We start from the raw sequence: 19,333 nt of genomic DNA, 5'->3' as shown, positions 1-19,333 counted from the left end.
GCGAGAAGCGAGAAGCGAGAAAATCTTACTTCAGTTTGCATTGGTAAGAAAAGAAAAACCGCCCGAAGGCGGTTTTTTTATTTTCCATCAAACAACCACTTTTTGAGGATTTGCTCTCGTTGTGCAGATAGTGGAAGCTCCTTAGCTACTGAGTAATCTTTCATGATTGGTTCCGCATTCATCCAAACACTCAAAGGGGTAGCCTTATGGGACATCTTACTACGATTTAAACTTGCTAAGTTGGAATCAGCATCGTCAGTCGTTCCTGCAGTATATTCAGAAATAGCTTTAAACTCTTTCTCACTCATCTCATACCAACTATGGTTGTAATGGATTTCTCGCAAGTTGAACAAAGTTGGCGCCGTTGTATCTATAGCTCGAACAGGGAGCCTTTGTGATGAAGCGTTTAAAGAAAGTCCAGCTTTCCCATCAATATCGAGCATAATGTATGGGGCATCGTTTCCTCTAGTAATAAACGGGCGTAAGCCAGTCATCTCTTTCCCGGTTGCATTAATGTATTTTAATGATATCTCGACTGCGTATAGATCAGTGTCGACAAAGTCTGGTGATAAAACACCTTCCTTAACCACCAAGTCGTTTACAAGTTTACTTAGGTTGCTAGAAAGATGATCCGATACCTCACTCAGGCTTTGCGGTATTGATTTAGGTTTGAATGACACCTCTTTCTTCTCGAGGTTCACTTCTACCTTTCCTAATGGATACAAATCTACATCTTGATGTTCAAAATTATAGAGACCTCTTGCATCGTTTGCTTTCAAACGAATGTCCACGGGTAAGCGCTGACGGTCAAACCCTCCTCGCTCAAGTATTTGTTCTACATTTTCAACAGATTTTGTACTGACGATGAGCAACAACTTCGTTGCTTTTTCAGAAGTATCATAGGATGGCTGCTTCTTCGTCCAGCCGATCGCCTCCATTATATCGTCGTGCTTACTTCCGGGAATGAGGCTCTTCACGCTAGCGTCATAAATGTACAAATTTGCCTTAGCATCTGAGAATAGCTCCGGATATTCGACCGCTTTTTTGCCCGCTCTTGCTAAGAAAGTTTTCTCATATAAGAATTCATGCTCTTTTGACATAGTCAAATTAAAGATGGATGCCTTATCCGTACTAGAGGTAATCTCCTTACCGTCTTGAGTTTTAAGTACGAGCTCTCTCTTATACGTTAACTTTGATTCTGTTTTACTGACATTTGGTACACCGACTTCTAGAAGGTAACGCATCACATAAGCCGCTGAGTGCTGTTCATCTACCTGACCAAACACCGACTTCCATTCTTTGCTACCGTAGTCATCAGCAATAGGTTTGATGCCACTCATGATGTTGCATCCAAAGTAATAAGTAGGACTTACAACAACACCGTATAGTGTCGTATCTGTCTCTAACATTTGTTTCTCTGTTAAATACGCCCTCTCAGTTTCAACTAGTGATTCCGGTGCAATTTCACGAACATATTCAGTAGTGTAAGACCCAAAATCGTCAAAGAACCTATTTTGCCGCACAGGTCTAACACCCACAGGCACAAGAGTAAGCAAACCTTCTTCTTTGAACTTGGTCAGCGTTTCATCCTTCATATCAAGAATAATAAGTACTCTAATTGGCATAGTCGGCGTAATGGCTTCACCGCTATTAACCCTGTCTTCGAGTGGGAGCCATTCATCATTGACTTTTACGGAAACCATATGCCCAGCAAACATAGAGTCATCGAGCTTAGATAAATCGGGCGCTTTTAACAGAGATCTAAGCTTAGTTAAACTAGGGTCCGCAACAGTATGTATAGGACAGAATTTTTGATATACCTGCGATTGTTCAAGCGCTTTTACCCCAACCTGAGATTGCTTCGCTCGGTATGTTACGTAACTCGTCATTGCAGCAAAACTCAGCACACTTTCCGAAGCACTACGGTAAATATTCTTTGTTTCTAGCCAAGCTTCATCAAGGTGGAAAGAAGGAAGCCAAGTCCCCCCCAAATCCCAATCATCACTTAAAAGATAGGTCTTTATATAGCCTTCAATATCAAGATCTCTTTGCCCTGACGTCAAGTGATTAACCGCGTTATATTCCGAAACGTAATTCGTTGTTTTGTTCTCTTCTTTTATTTGAGATTCAAGTAGAAGCAATCGCAGCAGCCCATTGAGCGCTATAGCGCGTTTTATATATGCCTTGCCAACAACACTCAGTTCATCGAACGCAGGTAAACCGCGATACAGTAACGCCTGTCCGACAACATCAAATTCAGAAAAACGTTTCTGCTTCTCTTTGTATTCTTCTACTTCTTTATTAAGAATTTTGGCTGCACCATCCAGAGTAGAAACCAAGGTTTCACCTGACCAATACAACCCATATGCTAACGCCGCTCCTGGCCCAAGCATTGGCGCAGCAAAGCCTAATGCAATATCAAAGGCTTGGCCGGAAAATTTCCAAATGTCCTTGTGGACTTTCATCTCTGCTAAAACCGCTTTTTGTCGATTTTTCTCCAGAGCTAGTAGCCAACTTCGACAAGCAGGGTATTCAAAAGCAGAGTTGAGGTAGAACTTCATCTCCGCTCGACGACTTAAGCGCCTATTACTCGTATCATTATCGGCATAAACGCCTTTACCCAGAGCCGATATTCGATGCTCCCACTTAATGGCATCAGTGCCAAGATCTTCTAAAATAGAAGATTTAAGCGCCGCAGCACGTTTTTTCGACAGTTTAGTGTTGTATTCCACCGAGCCAATATCACACGTATATCCTTCAATGTTCAGCAACATTTCTGATTCTGTATTACGCAGATATTCAGCCACTTTAGAAACGAGCTTCTTATCGGAATTGGTTAGTTCATCATTTGCACTATCAAATTCAAAAAACAGTGTGAGATAGCTTGCCTCACCCTCTTTTGCCTGTTTTTTTTCTAATAGCGGACTACCATTTAACAGCACTTTATGACTTACACTTTTATCAGAGAATGCTTCAAGGAGCGCTTTTTTATGCTCCGCTTCAGACTCAAGCAGTGCCTGACGATCTTTTTCATCACTCAATAAAAGTGTTGATATTACCGATTGTGTTTTCTGACCATATTCCTTTGATTTATCAATATAGGCGTTAAACGCCGACTCGGAATTCTCAATACCTTTCGGAATTTCAAGGCCACTAGAAACAAGTTCTGCAAAGCCAAAAGGCTTATCAAGTGCATATTCAATAGCCCGAACGGCCGGCTTTAAAGGGGTTAAGATCTTATCGTCAACCTTATGCCAGAAATGCTGTAACACCGGGGGAATCGTATAAACGCCCGGTAAGGCCCCCCCAAGATGATTTGACCAGTTAAGTGCGTTCGCTAAGTCAGAAATAGGCGTAAGTGTACCTTGTGCTGGCGGCTTTAGCTTTTGTGCATAATCTAAGAACCCCTTAGCTTTAGCATCAATACCGACCGCGAGTTTTAACGCATCTAACGTAGCCCCGGCTTGGCCTCCATTCAAACCTGCGCTGAACGCTTTGTGGACTGTTGTCATGCTGAATGGGTCCATCACACCAGAAGCTGATGCGGCTATCACCTCTTTATATTTACCAATTGAATTGAGAATATTAATCGACGGCTGCACATCATTGGCAGGTTTGTTTTCGCCAGTGTAAGGTTGATTCTTACTCCAATCGAGCCAGCCTTTAAACGTATCTGGTGCATGTTGAAACAGTGACTCTTCAACAGAGATGGGATCACCAGAGAGGATTATGCTGCGCCCTGCTATTGAATAAATAGGCAAGTGTAAGACTTGCTCAGATAATGAGTAACAATTGTTTGGGATATTTAACTTGGCAACCTGAGCCATTTGGCTGTCCGACGATACATCTTTTGCCTCCCAGTACCGCTTAATTCCTTCTAGATCTATATCAAAGCGAACTAATTGTTTGATTTGAGCATCCTCATCTAGATGACCGCCCGTGATCCAAAATGTGGCAACATATTGGGTTACTTCCTCTGCCACGTCAGAGTCACTGGCCTGATTAGCAATATCAAAGTATGTTATCGGCCTCACACGACTGGTGATTTTATTGCCTATATCTTTAGCATCCCCTTTGATGATTAGGTTTTCCGGCTGTCCAGACAAAGTAACTTCTGCACCCTCAAAATAGTCGGCAGAGAAAAACAGGTTGATAGTCCAAACCTGAGGAATACGCAGATAATAAAATTCCTGCTTATACTCTCCGCTATAAATTCCTTTATACAGGCGCTGATATGCCCCTTTATTTTGCGCTTCTGCCGCTTCAGCTTTATGGATAAAGAATCTCGCTAATTCGGGAGCTAAAAATCGCCTCTCGGTAGGGTCTTTGCTTCGCTTTTGGTCCTGTTCAATATCTCTGTTAGTTACTACGCCAACTTCAATGCTTTCATCACTAGAACTTACAACATCCTTGGCCAAGGCTGTTAAGCGTTGTGTCCAAGCAGTATCTTCAGACATGACCGCAGCGGGAATTAAGTAAGGTGGAATATAGACGGGTTTTAGCTTATCAGTCGTACTAGAAATCAATAGTGGCGAAGAAGAAAGCTTGTTCCCATCAAGATCTTCAACCGATTGAACCTTGGTATTCCAACCTTGTAGCCGGCCTGACGAATCACTGAAGTATAATGGTGACTCATTCTTACTATTGCTACCATCCGCAGTTTTATCTACCGCCAACTCGGGTAGGGCAAGCGTAAAACCGGGTAATGGATAGAGCCCATTGCCAGTAATAGCCTTCCCATCTGGTCCGACTAATTGCCCCATCAAATAGAGAGCGTGCTGTTCAATCTTAGCCCTAGCCATTATTACGCTCCTCTAGAACGGTTCTTGCTTTTTCGATGTCAGCATAACTTGGTAGCGGATAGAGTGACTCACTCCAATTATCCGTCTTTTTATGCTCAATTACATAACGACTAAAACCCAAACCGAAAGCTGATTGTTTTACGCGCTCGCCATTTTTCAGCGCCCTATATGTGTATATCATCTCTGTAGTAGGGCTATTGTCGGTCGGTTTACGTAACACGCGAGTAATATTTCGACCATGAGCGGGGATGAACCACATATCACCGCCGTTGAAAGCCAACAAATCAGCTGTAGCAGGGAAGTTACCCATTTTTTCAGATGGTCTGCCCGAGCGGTATGCCGCACCTCCAAGGCAATAAAAGCCATCTCCATACTTTCCGCCCCAAACATTACAATCGTAGCTATCCGGAGTAAAATCGCCGCGATCGACCAGTTTTAAGGTTTTGGCATCAAACACGAATGTATTACCGCATTTGGGTACATCGCTCTCCCCAAAAGTTCCAAGGTATTCGTCATTCTCCCACCCACAGCCAAACCCCGCCAAACTCGAATCAAAACTCAAATAAATCGCTTGCTCTGACTGGCTCATATAAGGCTGAGCAAAAGACGTCATATAACGTGCGTATGAACCATTTACATCAGTAAATTTCACTACCTCTTTGGTGTCTAGCTTAACCAGCAGAAGCTCATCTCTTTTTTTCACAACAACTTGTGTGCTGTCTGTATCCCACATGATGTCGTGACGAGTTGAGCCAGACTCCTCACTAATGTTTGTTACTTCTCCGTTATCTAGATCGTACAACACGGTGCTATTTTTCTGAGGGATAACAAGGTAGCGACCGTTTGGCGAGCGTGACATATATTTTGCGTAATCAGTCGTACTTCGATAGATTGGCGGCGGAAATACCCCCTCAGGGATCAGCAATTGAGGGTTAGTACCGTCTATATTCACAGCCCAGTAACTAACCTTAGAATTGTCTTCTGGGTTTTCGACTGTAAACAGCAACTGAGGGAGTTTCACATTCTCAGTATTCCAATTTGCCACCTTCGAGTTCGTTGGGACTTTAAAATCATAACGATAAAGCCAACTCTTAGTATCTCCCCGGTTTGTATCTAACCAATCAGCTAACAAGCCTATTCTTGCTTTTTCATCAAAATAGGGTTTAGTAGCAATGTAACCAACGCCTGCGACAACAACAGTCGTCAAACCCAAGCCGAGTAATATTTTCTTTTTCATTGTTAATCCATTTTCTAATTTTGTTACAACGACCAATCCAGCACTAATGACTCAAAGCGTTGTTTCTCTCCTGTTGTCATACCTTTAGGCTTGTCGTTTGGCAGAGCTTTTGGCGGAGTTTCAGTAGCGCTCTCAGGTTCAACAAATAAATCGTTGTAAGCGACCCGATCAAAAAGTATGTGACGACTGTCTGGATCTTGGTCATGTACCAGGGACATAGTAAAGACCCCATCCGATGGTAGCCCACTTAATAACGCTTGCTGCCAATCGTGGTCTTCCCCTTCATAAAATTCTAAATCAAAGACGTCTCTATAATCGCTATTGTGATCAATCACATAGAGTGAATTCAAAGCGGTGATGCCAGACGTACCAACATCCACCCGGAATAATAGGCCACTGTTTTTGCCATCCACATAAGCAATCACGGTGTTGCTCTGGTCATAGCTGCGAACGATGGCTTGTTGGTCACTCAGCCAAGGCATGTCGTCTTCGGTAACTTTGTGGATGGCTGCGCTGTCTACATCGGAGGTGAATTCTTTTGCACTGAATGAATGTGCGTCACTGTAACTGCTTAATTCATCTAATGGTGTACTGGATTTCTCTAGCAAAGCAGCATCCGATTCTAATGCTTCAATTTGAGCAAAGCGCTTTTGCTTTGGTGAGAAAATGATCTTGAGTCCATTTTCTCCCTGTTGGACTTCGCCCGATATTTTGTAAGGTGCCCAGAAATGCGCCATGGCAAAACCGCTTGCGCTTCTTTGTATTACCTGAGGTGTGTCTTTTTTCTTTTCTTCTTGCTCTAGGGTACGGTAATACTCGACGTCAACATCTTGGTAGTAACCTTTCTCGTTTATCGCCATCTCTCGCCAAAGCTTCCCTTTCCAGAACACATAAAGGAAACCACCACGCAGGTCAGAAGCTTTTGCTTTGTCGTTGCTACCATCTAAGTAAGCCAATGGTCTAACCGGCACCAACACGTTATCCCACTCATCCATCTGCGTTTCTTTATCGACGGGTTGCAAATCTTCGGCGAGTTTAAGCAAGATTGGCTGAGGCTGGTCGGAACAAGGAATTTTGATATAAAGCGTTTTGCCTTCAGCATCCAGATCTTTAAACGTGGCAAGGCTACGGTGTTTGTTCTCGGTATCAGCCTTGCCTACAGCAACTTTTTCTTTTTGAGCGTCGGTTTTTCCCAACATCAAACAGGCTGCATTGCTAGACCACTGCCCTGCAAACTCGACAACAATTTTGTGTTCTGGACTTGGCTCATAAGGCACATGGGCGTAACTGCGAACCAAAGTAACATCGTCCGTTACCTGCTTATAACCCGCTTTATAGACTTTGCTCTCACCAGTCGATGAGACAGATTCAAGCTGTGCTTTTAGCCTTGGGAAACTTTGTAATTGGGTATCTGTTAACGGTGTTCTACGAGAGAAGGAAGACAACGCCACCCAGTTCCCACTTCCTAACTCATTTCGAATAGCCGTTAGCAAGCCGGCGCTAGACTTTTTGGCAGAGATTGAGATCTTCTGAGCAAGCTCTTTAGGCAGGTTTCTGAGAATATCTTCTGAATTTCGCACACGCGAAAGCTGCCCTATACATTCATCAGGTGTAAGGACGTAGGATAGCTCGTTGGAGGAAAGCTTCGAGCTAGGTATAAATTTGCAAACTAAATGCATTTGAATTCTCCACAACCAACATCGTAAATATGGTTGCGGTGATGTTTAAGCTGATAAGGCTTACTGGTACGATTTGGTGTGCTAATGCTACTAATTTAATTCATAACATTCAATCACATAGAAAAGCCTAAAGAAAAAACAAAACAGCCCAAACGGACAGTTTAACAACCCATAAAGTCATTTTAACTAGTAGTTTAAACTTATTACCTACCCCTCTTATTCAAAAAGAAGGCTTTCAGCAAATCAGTTTTTTTTACTTTTGGGCAGAAGTTAACAAATTCAGATTAAGCGCTGATTGCTACAGGTTGAGGTTTTTGTAGGGGTATGCACTCCTCAGTAGCAATAATTAGCTTATCGCTACTGAGGAAGTATGAATAAAAAAGGTGAGTGCGTGTCACACTCACAAAAACGCGTAATCGCTTTGATGTGATGCTAGGCTGGTGCCACTTCATTACAATTACACAACTGATAGGTAGTACCCTACCTTATGCAGAACTCTATACTTGGGGTATAGAAGTGCGTGTAACTATATAATATTGCGAAAATTTCTCAACGTGGCACATTCACCACCACATATCAGTATTGACCCGCACAATCACTTTAATAATAACTAAAAGCAAAATTGCTCTAGGCATACTAGATGTTTGACCTTGTAGAAGGACCGTCGATTCATTTGGCTTAATTATGAAAAATACGAATAATTTGACTTAGATCACTTAAATACTGACAAAAAAAGCGAGCTAAATGCTCGCTTTCTTTTAGGCTGCTTTCAGGGAGGGTAATTCCGCGGAATATCTTTCCCAATAGTTTGGAACAACAAGCGCTGTAGTACTTGAGTAATTGAATGTTGTACTCATCTCGTCAGCGATCGCAGATAGTGAATTGGTACCATTTGCATAAACGGTTATTTCTCCGTCTTTCAAGGTAGTCAAATCAAGATCAACGGTCCATGTACCATCATCTAGCACCGTTGCGCTGCCTAGAACCTCCAAGCTATCGGTATCAACAGCTTTGAGTGCTATTGTGTCCCCCGCCTCAAAACGAATAGTTGTGCCATTGATAGTTGCTGTTGTACTACCCACTACATCACTGATGGTTCCGATCGTGATCGTTGGAGTAATTGGCAATGCATATTTTTGGTCCACCGTCACCGAGTTACCCGATTCGTCCTCAAAACCACTGACGGCTAGGGTTGCACTCAGCACTGTATCACCCGGATTTGCCAAAGAAGCCACCTCTGCTTTCCACGTTGTAGCATCTCCCTGCATCGTGAAACCTGATACTGCTTCACCCGCAAGCGTCGCTTGAATGGTGTCTCCTTTAACCGCTTTACTGAACGTCAAAGTGACTTTCACAGGGTCATTCACCAAGTGATGTGGCTTATCAAACGATGCATTAGTCAGCGAAGGCAATGCCTGCTCTAACAGGAACTCACCCTGTTGCAGCGCTTCCATATCAATGCCATCGACTGTACTCGTCCCCGTTACCACTACTTTGTACCTGCCATTTGGTTGACCGCTAAGGTTTATCCCACGGCTCGTCCAGTTGCCGTTCTGAACCTCAGCATCACCGGTTGCGATAGTTGCTGAAGCGTCTAGAGTTTGGATTTCTACACTCAGGGTTTGACCATCAAGACGTTTCGCGGTGCCTGTAAACTGATAGTTTTCTGCCTCGCTCTCGTCCACCTTATCCACAGTGTTAATGGTCAACGTTGGCGTGATTGGCAATGTATATTTTTGGTCCACCGTCACCGAGTTACCCGATTCGTCCTCAAAACCACTGACGGCTAGGGTTGCACTCAGCACTGTATCACCCGGGTTTGCCAAAGAAGCCACCTCTGCTTTCCACGTTGTAGCATCTCCCTGCACCGTGAAACCTGATACTGCTTCACCCGCAAGCGTCGCTTGAATGGTGTCTCCTTTAACCGCTTTACTGAACGTCAAAGTGACTTTCACAGGGTCATTCACCAAGTGATGTGGCTTATCAAACGATGCATTAGTCAGCGAAGGCAATGCCTGCTCTAACAGGAACTCACCCTGTTGCAGCGCTTCCATATCAATGCCATCGACTGTACTCGTCCCCGTTACCACTACTTTGTACCTGCCATTTGGTTGACCGCTAAGGTTTATCCCACGGCTCGTCCAGTTGCCGTTCTGAACCTCAGCATCACCGGTTGCGATAGTTGCTGAAGCGTCTAGAGTTTGGATTTCTACACTCAGGGTTTGACCATCAAGACGTTTCGCGGTGCCTGTAAACTGATAGTTTTCTGCCTCGCTCTCGTCCACCTTATCCACAGTGTTAATGGTCAACGTTGGCGTGATTGGCAATGTATATTTTTGGTCCACCGTCACCGAGTTACCCGATTCGTCCTCAAAACCACTGACGGCTAGGGTTGCACTCAGCACTGTATCACCCGGGTTTGCCAAAGAAGCCACCTCTGCTTTCCACGTTGTAGCATCTCCCTGCACCGTGAAACCTGATACTGCTTCACCCGCAAGCGTCGCTTGAATGGTGTCTCCTTTAACCGCTTTACTGAACGTCAAAGTGACTTTCACAGGGTCATTCACCAAGTGATGTGGCTTATCAAACGATGCATTAGTCAGCGAAGGCAATGCCTGCTCTAACAGGAACTCACCCTGTTGCAGCGCTTCCATATCAATGCCATCGACTGTACTCGTCCCCGTTACCACTACTTTGTACCTGCCATTTGGTTGACCGCTAAGGTTTATCCCACGGCTCGTCCAGTTGCCGTTCTGAACCTCAGCATCACCGGTTGCGATAGTTGCTGAAGCGTCTAGAGTTTGGATTTCTACACTCAGGGTTTGACCATCAAGACGTTTCGCGGTGCCTGTAAACTGATAGTTTTCTGCCTCGCTCTCGTCCACCTTATCCACAGTGTTAATGGTCAACGTTGGCGTGATTGGCAATGTATATTTTTGGTCCACCGTCACCGAGTTACCCGATTCGTCCTCAAAACCACTGACGGCTAGGGTTGCACTCAGCACTGTATCACCCGGGTTTGCCAAAGAAGCCACCTCTGCTTTCCACGTTGTAGCATCTCCCTGCACCGTGAAACCTGATACTGCTTCACCCGCAAGCGTCGCTTGAATGGTGTCTCCTTTAACCGCTTTACTGAACGTCAAAGTGACTTTCACAGGGTCATTCACCAAGTGATGTGGCTTATCAAACGATGCATTAGTCAGCGAAGGCAATGCCTGCTCTAACAGGAACTCACCCTGTTGCAGCGCTTCCATATCAATGCCATCGACTGTACTCGTCCCCGTTACCACTACTTTGTACCTGCCATTTGGTTGACCGCTAAGGTTTATCCCACGGCTCGTCCAGTTGCCGTTCTGAACCTCAGCATCACCGGTTGCGATAGTTGCTGAAGCGTCTAGAGTTTGGATTTCTACACTCAGGGTTTGACCATCAAGACGTTTCGCGGTGCCTGTAAACTGATAGTTTGCTGCCTCGCTCTCGTCCACCTTATCCACATCGTTAATGGTCAACGTTGGCGTGATTGGCAATGTATATGACGTGTTATCCTCGCCCACATTACCTACTAGGTCTTTATATTGACTCACCACTAAGCCAACACCGAGATCTGGTACGTCTGGGACTTTCACGCTTCCGGTCCAAACTTTCTTATTTTCATCATCAGCAATCAAAGTAATGTTGTTAGCGCCTAATGTAGCCGTGGCCGCTTGCAAATCTTTATCAAACTTAAGCTCAACTTGGACATCTTCACCGATTTTTTGATGCAGTGGATCAAACGTTACTTGTTCAAGCGTTGGCAACACCCCATCAACGTCCAGTTGAAGGCTATTTCCTTTACCATTTATATTATTGGCACTCTTGTAAGTGTTATCTTCAACCGATATGGTTACTTTTTTATTTACATCTTTTGGAGTTACGTATGTAACTGTCCAAGTTATGTTGTCTGTGGTACTCCAAGATAAAGGTTTTAGCTCACCGCCATTATTCTCATCTAACTTTACGTCTGAAATATCGAATTCTTTTTCTTTGACTTCTTCAGTAAAAGTAAACGTAAGCGGGACTTCGACGCCACCAGCCAAAGGTGTGCTTGCAGTCGTCGATATTGTTAGCTCAGGGACTGTCGCTGCCACCACTTCGTAAGTTGTCTGTCCATCCTTTTGATTGCCGACAGCATCAGTCGCGATTACTTTTATCGTATAGTCTCCTGGCGATAATAAGTAGCGGAACACATAAGGGGCGCCATCGTTAGTAGGTTTCTTGATTGGGTCTGGCCTTACTGTTTGACCCGAACCATTATCAGCCTCTGATCTTACCGAACTTAAGTTTTTATCAGTCACATCAGCAGTTACATCCAAATAATATTTGCCATCATCTGTCGCTTCGTCTTCTTGCTTGCTATCGCGAATCGACACTTCAGGATCTTCATAATCAACAACTGATTCGATACCTTTGGCATGATAGGTCTTATTAAAAAGCTTAAAGTCTGTAACAGCACGTCCCATTGAGTCAGTGACTGTCAGTTTGTACATGTATTCAGCTTGGTCATCAATTGCAAAATCCATGGTACCTTCAGCAATACTAGGAGTCGGGTTTGATGACGTGAAATTACCGCTGAAGTTCAGCGGCTCTCCGCTGAACTTCGGCGGTTCTTCGCTAATTGGGAGCATATCAATGGAATATCGAGTTGCCTTGACATGCTCCCCCTCTGTAGACGTAATCGTGAACGATTGACTTGCTTTGGTGAATGGTATGCTCTCATTATTCAGCAAGCTAGATATATCAGTAAAATCGAGACTAATAGTCGGCGCTGTCAGATCGATAGCCTTGTCTTCACTACTCTGGTTATCCACCGCATCTTTCGCGATTACTTTAACCTCAATTTCATTAAGACCTGAAAGCTCACCTTTGGAAAGCTCGAAATAAGTTATGTATTTCGTATCGTCTTCCTTGTATATTTTTTCCTCTTCAAAATCAAGCACTTGCACCATATACTTAACCTTGGCTAAACGGCTGTCGTCATCTTTCATATCGACAAAAGTGAACCTAACTTTGTCATCTTCTTGCTCAGTAACCTTGATGGCATCTCCAATAACAGGAGCAGTATTATCGAACCTAATATTTTCAACGTCTGCTTTTCCGGCGTTATCCCAAACATCTTTAACAGTTACATTTATATCTAATAGTTCGTTTGCTAAACCCTCATCCAGCTTATTGCTACGAAATGTTGAACAGAGAAATGAATCGTCATCAGCACAGTCAGTGAAATTTCTGAAATTATCAGCATTATTTTTGAGGTCATAAGACTCATTACCAAAGGTAACACTGACATTTTCTATTTTCGAGTTTTTGGCAAGCTTAACTCTAAAGTCCACATCGAGGAATGTACCATTTAATACATCATCAGCTACAGGGCTTGTAATACGAACTACCGGTTGTTGAGTTGGTAATATAAATTTAAACGCATAATCTGGTGCTAAGTTGCCTACATTATCCTTTATGTTTTCAATTTTGTAGGCATGCTCACTATCCACCTTTCGAAGAATATCGTAATACTTTTCTTTGTAACGGCAAACAGTTTTCTTATCGCCATTGACGCCACAACTCTTGGCATCAAATGTCGTATCCCCAGACATCTCACTTAACTGAGGTTGATCGTTCTCGGACTTATTTACTCCTGACAACTCATCTTCGAATATCAGGTCGAATGCAAGGTACTTAGTTGAGTCATCTGAGTTGTAGCTTACCTCACCACCTTGAAATTCGAATTTACCATCTTTAGGTGAGACTGTATCTGGAGCCTTTGCATCCATCATGTCAAAGTTAAACTTCTTCACTGCTACGGCTCCATTAGTGCCCGTAGTTTGCACAATCAGAACAGGGTCTGGATACGAAGTACCCTCCGAGTCAACGCTACAACTAGGCTCTTGACCCGAAGAGACATTCTTCTCGCCAGAGGTAGGCTTTCCTTCTGGGGGATTAGGTGCGACGTCGCTATCATAATGTTGACGAACCCAACATTGAATTTTGGCTGCTTTTACTTCACTTTTCGTTGTGAATTTAACGTCTAACACCCCGTCAGATTGATACTTTTGAAAATCTTTAGGCTCATCAATTTCAAGAACTACACCATTACGCTGGACGCTTAACATTGGGTTAATCTCGGTAGATAATGGAGTACCGTTATGTTGGACCTTATTTTCAACACTAATGCTTAACGCATAGTTTCCATCAGTTTTTAGGTCAAACTTGGTTAACGTCGCTTCCCAAGTGTCCTCTGAACCGTCGACTGGATCAAATGAAAAGTCTGTCGCTTTACTTGCCTCCGAGTATTGATAAGTAGATTTAATTTCTTTAACACCACTCACATCGGTTACTTTTAAAGTTAGCTTGATGTTACGACTGTCATATATAACACCACTGGGAATTTCACCACCGTCTGAGTAAGCAATCGTAAGACCCAATTGGGGACGCTTACTACTCACATTAACTAAAAAGTCTTTTTCTGATGAGTTACCACGAGTATCTGAACCTTTAACTCTAATCGTATGCTCACCATCACTTTGCCCACCTAAAGGGATTTTAAGAGCGTCGGCGTTGACTATTTTCGTGCCCAGAGCCCCCGGAGCTGGATCATCACCCTCAAATATCAAATACTCTAAGTTTTCTCGATTTACCCCTTCAGGAGAAATGTTACCATTAGGACCTAAATCTGTAGCTCTCAGTTCGAAGACATAATCACTTCTGTAATAACCATCATTATGCCCGAGCAAGCTAAATTCTGGGCCTTGATTATCAAAAACTACGCTATTTGTATTCGATTGACTTTCAAAACCATGAACATCTTTTGCTTTAACATAGAGACGAATGAGATTTCCTTCAGTAGGGTTAAGGTGAATATTCTTAGTATCATCTTCCACAAGTGGCATTTCGAACTTTTGACTTGGGTTCTCAGGCTTAAACGTTTTTAACACTGTAGGGTTATCTACCTGGAACAAGGACACTTCCTCAATACCAGAATCATCTGTCACAGATTCAAAAAGTACATTGAACTCACGTCCTACTACGGTGTTTTCTTTATTCAAAGCGTCTTCAATCCAAGGGGTAGAAAGTAGAATTACTGGTCCCTTGTTATCAACTTTGAAGCTGAACGCACCCTTCCTACTCTTATTTGCTGGAAAGGCTTTATCCGTTGCCGTTACATAAAATTCATTTTTGGAATCATAATTAAAGGCTTCAGCAACCAATTGAACTTTAACATCCGGCTGCTCGCCAATGAGGTATGGTTGTTCGCAAACGCTTGTATCAGGATCGCAAGCTTCTAACGTCTCGGACTGACCTGAGCCTTTCCTTAGTTCGACTTTTACATTGCTACCTTGACTAAGATCACCCCAGTCGATCACCGGAGTCCAAACATCGTTGCCACCCAATCGCTCTGTAATTTCCGCATCCTTAACCACTGGCGGTTCAGAGTCTATATGGATAGGAAATCTTGGAGCTGCGTTGTCGGCATCTGATACCGCGTTCCCTAGGTTATCTTCCGCGCTAACTACCGCTAACCAGTCACCATCACCGGGGTTAATTGTTGTTCCTTGGGTAGAGCAATCTTCCTGACTGCATAGGCGCACGACAAAACGATCGCTTTGGTTAGTATAAAACTGCTCATATGAAACTGGGTATCTCTCACCTGATGTCTTATAGAAAAGTAAGCTACGTTTCTCGAGTTTGTCATCAACCACATCATCCAACGCAAAAGTTAAATCGTGGATGTTATCTTTAATACTCAGATAAACATCTTGCCCAATAGGGTTTTTATCTGGTCCTACAGGAGGGATGTAACTCGCTATCGGATAGTCGTTATCTACATGAAGGCGCGCAATATGGGGTTCTTTATAAGTGTTGCCTTTGGTATCAGATGCCGTTATTTCAAGCGCAAACTCGATGATATCGGTGAGATCTGTTGATTCTGTATTTAGGGTAAAGAAGTACTCTTTTCTAAATTTATTACTGTCGCCAGACTCTTGTGGTTGAAGCTCCAATGGAATCGCAGTATTGGGGTCACCCATGGCATACCACATGCTTTGGAAGTTCGGGGCTTGGTCACCTTCCTCTACGACCCCAGATGGATCTTCTAACACTACTCTAGATACTACTTCACCCGCGACATAAAGCTTGTCACCAACCATTGTTTTGCGGCCGTCCACTATTTCTATCTCTGGGTTTGGTGGAGTCGTATCAATACTTTCACCATCACCATCAATGATATCGTCTTCACCAAGTTTTGGATTAGCCATGGAAATATCATCGGCAAAAAGCTGAGCAATGTTTTTGGGGATCTGATGATTCTCAGTCATTACTTTATACAAAGCTTCTGCAAGGTCTTTGCGGTAGGTATCAGAGTCGAATTCGTAATCATCCAATTTGATTTGATTCCCACCAGCGCCAATTCCATTGGCTTTACCATCGTAGCTAAGATCGTCATAAATAGCGGAGGCGAAATCAGAAGAGTTATTACGAGGCGTATCTTGTGCTAAGTCGTCAATGGCTTCAACAAGAAAACGATGCAGGTAGTCGTTAGATAGATCGCTAGGAATTGGCTCCTCAAGCATCTCATTTGTAGCGTAAGCCGTCACGGTTGGATCGAATCCGAAGAATGAATCATTACCGCCCGCTAAAGCGTATTTCACTTCCGTCAAAATTTGTGAGGCGCGTTCTGATGTCTTGTTACCCGCCTCTACCTGATTCCAACGAGAGTCAAATAGTCCTGTTTGGTAAGCAGCAAGCTCAGTCACGTAATACGTTTTTGATCCATCAAGTTCAAAATATGCGCCGATGTTGGCATTATTTAGATTAACGCTCGCTTTAGCGCCTGCATCATCTTTCCATTGATAGTAGTGAGGGTCCGTCCCTTCTACGCCAATCAAACGTACTCGCATGAATTCGTAATTAACAACGTCCGTCGTGGTTTCACACGAAGCAACATCAAGCGCGGTAGTTTGATCACTTTCTTGCTGCTGAATGGTGGTACAACTTGCTAGAGAGGTGAATTCACCACTTGGGTTCAAACCTTCTAATTGCACACGTGCGCCAATGAAAGGGGTCACAACTGTCATCGTAGGTAGGTCAAAACTGCTTCGGAAGTAAACTTCTTGAGTCGCACTCTCATTGTTGGACCCATCGATGGTTTGAATCACCAGTTTTTGACTGGCGTTTTCTGAGACGTTCTTAAAACCATCACCAAGTACCTCTTTTACGAAAGGAACGTAATAAATAACTTCTTCGACTCTGCCTCCACTATCTAAAATAGTTTCGTGGGGGATACTCGCAGTGATAGCGTCCGTCGATGCTACGGTTTGTGTTGTGTTTTGAAATGCGTAGTTGTTGTCGTTATTTTGGCTTACGTAGTACTTCACAACGAGTTTAAGCTTATCGGCACTTGAGCCTAAAATCGTATCGGGGTTCACATCAGCAACTCGAACTCGTACATACGGAATCTTATTCTCTTTCAATACGTTGACGTGGAAATCAGCGAAATCAACGCCTTGAATGGATTTCAAGCCAGAAGCAGCATAGACATAATCGATCTTCAAGTAGTCTCGGCTCGACTGCACGTTATCTGAAGTATAAGTATCTTGCGTGTAAGCTCCTTCGTATGTAGATCTTTCTCCATCGACAGTCACATTGACGTAATTCATCGATGTCCCTTCAGGGTATGTGATGATCTGAGCAGGGGCTTCGTCATCTCGGCTTACTGCATGTGGTTCTGTACCGACGTTGTCTTTGGTATCAGTGGCCTTGATATCGAAGGTAGTCCTTGAAAGGAATTCGCTCGTCTGATAGGGCTCTGAAAATTCACAAGCACTGCCTGACTCCGCCGTTACAGGTTTACAATCCACATTTTTTGGTAGCCCACTTTTAAATGACACGCTGACAGATTTAATGTCTTGAGACGCTTCTTTTACTATGCCCTCTAGTACGTACTCTTCGACTTCTTTATTGATGGTTGTACCAGATGTAACTGAAATGACCGGTGCGTCATTATCCCACTCGAAGTTCACGTAGTGGCCCGAATTGCTACCAGGAATAAGTTCATTGCCTAAAACGTCTGCCGTGTAAAACACCAAACGTGCTGCAGTCACATTCGACAGGTCACTATCTGAGTCGACCTCAACCGCATCAATCGCTTTTGTATCGACACTTACCTTGATGTTTGTTTCACGAACACCGACTTCAAGGTCGGTTGTATCTACCGTACAGAACTCACTACCGGATGTCTGCTGATCGTTACATTTAAATTCATCCGACCAAACACCGTTAAGTTGGTATTGCACATAAGCAGAAACAGATTGAACACCGATCTCGTCATTGAGCTGGATATCTACATTATCTGTTCTAGCCAATACATCATTATCGGTACGCGTGACAATTGGCGGAACGGTATCAATTTCTGTTCCATCGCGTGGTGGAATAACACCATCAGTTTCGCCATGGCTACCCAAGTCATTAATTTTTCGACTAAATGCAACGTAATCATCAGCGTCCGTCCCTGAGATATTAAGCTCTGGATCGTTCACCACAATCAAAACGTGCTGGGAAAGATCTTGAGTGTAGACGTCGCTGGTAATTCTCTGCTGGCCAAACGTAAGCGGCGTCACCGCACCAGTAGACTCACTGATCTCTAAACCATCTAAAAGACCATCAGCGATGACATCGCGAAATTGAATGTCAGCGAAATGCATTGAGGTATAGACCTTGTCCTCAGACTGGCCGTATTTTTGAATTAAGTCATATGAGTAAGATGAATAGGCAGTCAGCAAAGCACCATATTGGTGTCCTGGTGAAGCAAAACTGCTCTGGCCACCTTTGGTGATATCAATTGGCTTGGTTTCGTTAACATTAAACCCGTACATGCCATTGATACTATCTAAGGCTTCAGAAACCGCATCTGAGCCGGATTCACCATTGGCGATTTTATACTTCGCAAGCCCAGAGACGATATTCGTCAGTGGTGTGAGCATTAATTGTTGGTCACTACCTTCACTAAAGTTCACGACCCCCTCTAAACGCAGGGTTTTACTCGCGCTCGACGATACAATCTCTTTTGTAAGGGGATCGGTATAGCTACCCTGTTGCGCGACAACATACAAAGGCATCGAAGAAGATTCGAATTCTAGCTTGTAGTCACCAAAGGCATTGGAAGTTGTGCTGTCTAGCTTACGACCAACCTTTCCATCCTTGTATTCAAACACATCGATCTTGGCACCGTTGACCGGAGCGTCAAAAACGTTACCCGATATGCTTCCGGTATCCCTTGCTGGCGGAGTGCTATCACCACCATCCCCACCGCCACATGCACTTAATAAAAGTGAAGCAGCCATGAGACCTAACGTTGGTTTTATCGTATTTTTAGTGAACATAGTAATTTGGCAGAGTCTATTTTGCCGCGATTATATTATTGTCTGGAATTTTCTCAACGTGACAAAATAACCATAAAATTAAGCATAAACGCTAAACAAATAGGCAGTTTTCAACCTCTTTAGCAGCGCTACTTCACATCTATCGTTATTTACTTAGTAAAAATACAGGAATTGCCATTAGCGGCGTGTAAGATTTTATTTTAA

General features: G+C 43.6%; 4 protein-coding genes. All 4 read right to left on the bottom strand.

Annotation, left to right across the window (positions count from 1 at the left end; genetic code table 11):
- Positions 1-77: 77 nt before the first annotated feature.
- The 4 genes from A8140_RS17645 to A8140_RS17630 all read right to left on the bottom strand — a co-directional run bounded on the left by A8140_RS17645 (position 78) and on the right by A8140_RS17630 (position 19,090).
- The gene (locus tag A8140_RS17645) at positions 78-4,802 is read right to left on the bottom strand and encodes an OmpA family protein (protein ID WP_005532478.1); all 4,725 of its coding nucleotides are present in this window, start codon (positions 4,800-4,802) and stop codon (positions 78-80) included.
- Positions 4,795-6,039, bottom strand: a complete 1,245-nt coding sequence (locus tag A8140_RS17640; protein ID WP_025536468.1) for a hypothetical protein — start codon at positions 6,037-6,039, stop codon at positions 4,795-4,797. Before A8140_RS17640 ends, A8140_RS17645 begins: the two co-directional genes overlap by 8 nt.
- A gap of 23 nt (positions 6,040-6,062) precedes the next feature.
- The gene (locus tag A8140_RS17635; RefSeq protein ID WP_033000764.1) at positions 6,063-7,718 is read right to left on the bottom strand and encodes a hypothetical protein; all 1,656 of its coding nucleotides are present in this window, start codon (positions 7,716-7,718) and stop codon (positions 6,063-6,065) included.
- Between the two features lie 758 nt (positions 7,719-8,476).
- Positions 8,477-19,090, bottom strand: coding sequence for a tandem large repeat (locus A8140_RS17630; RefSeq protein WP_087490663.1), 10,614 nt, complete (start codon positions 19,088-19,090; stop codon positions 8,477-8,479).
- Between the last annotated feature and the right edge of the window lie 243 nt (positions 19,091-19,333).

Origin of the sequence: Vibrio campbellii CAIM 519 = NBRC 15631 = ATCC 25920, assembly GCF_002163755.1 — a bacterium.
Lineage (GTDB): Bacteria > Pseudomonadota > Gammaproteobacteria > Enterobacterales > Vibrionaceae > Vibrio > Vibrio campbellii.
Note: the sequence above shows the minus strand (reverse complement) of the source record. Positions and strands in the feature narration are given on the sequence as shown.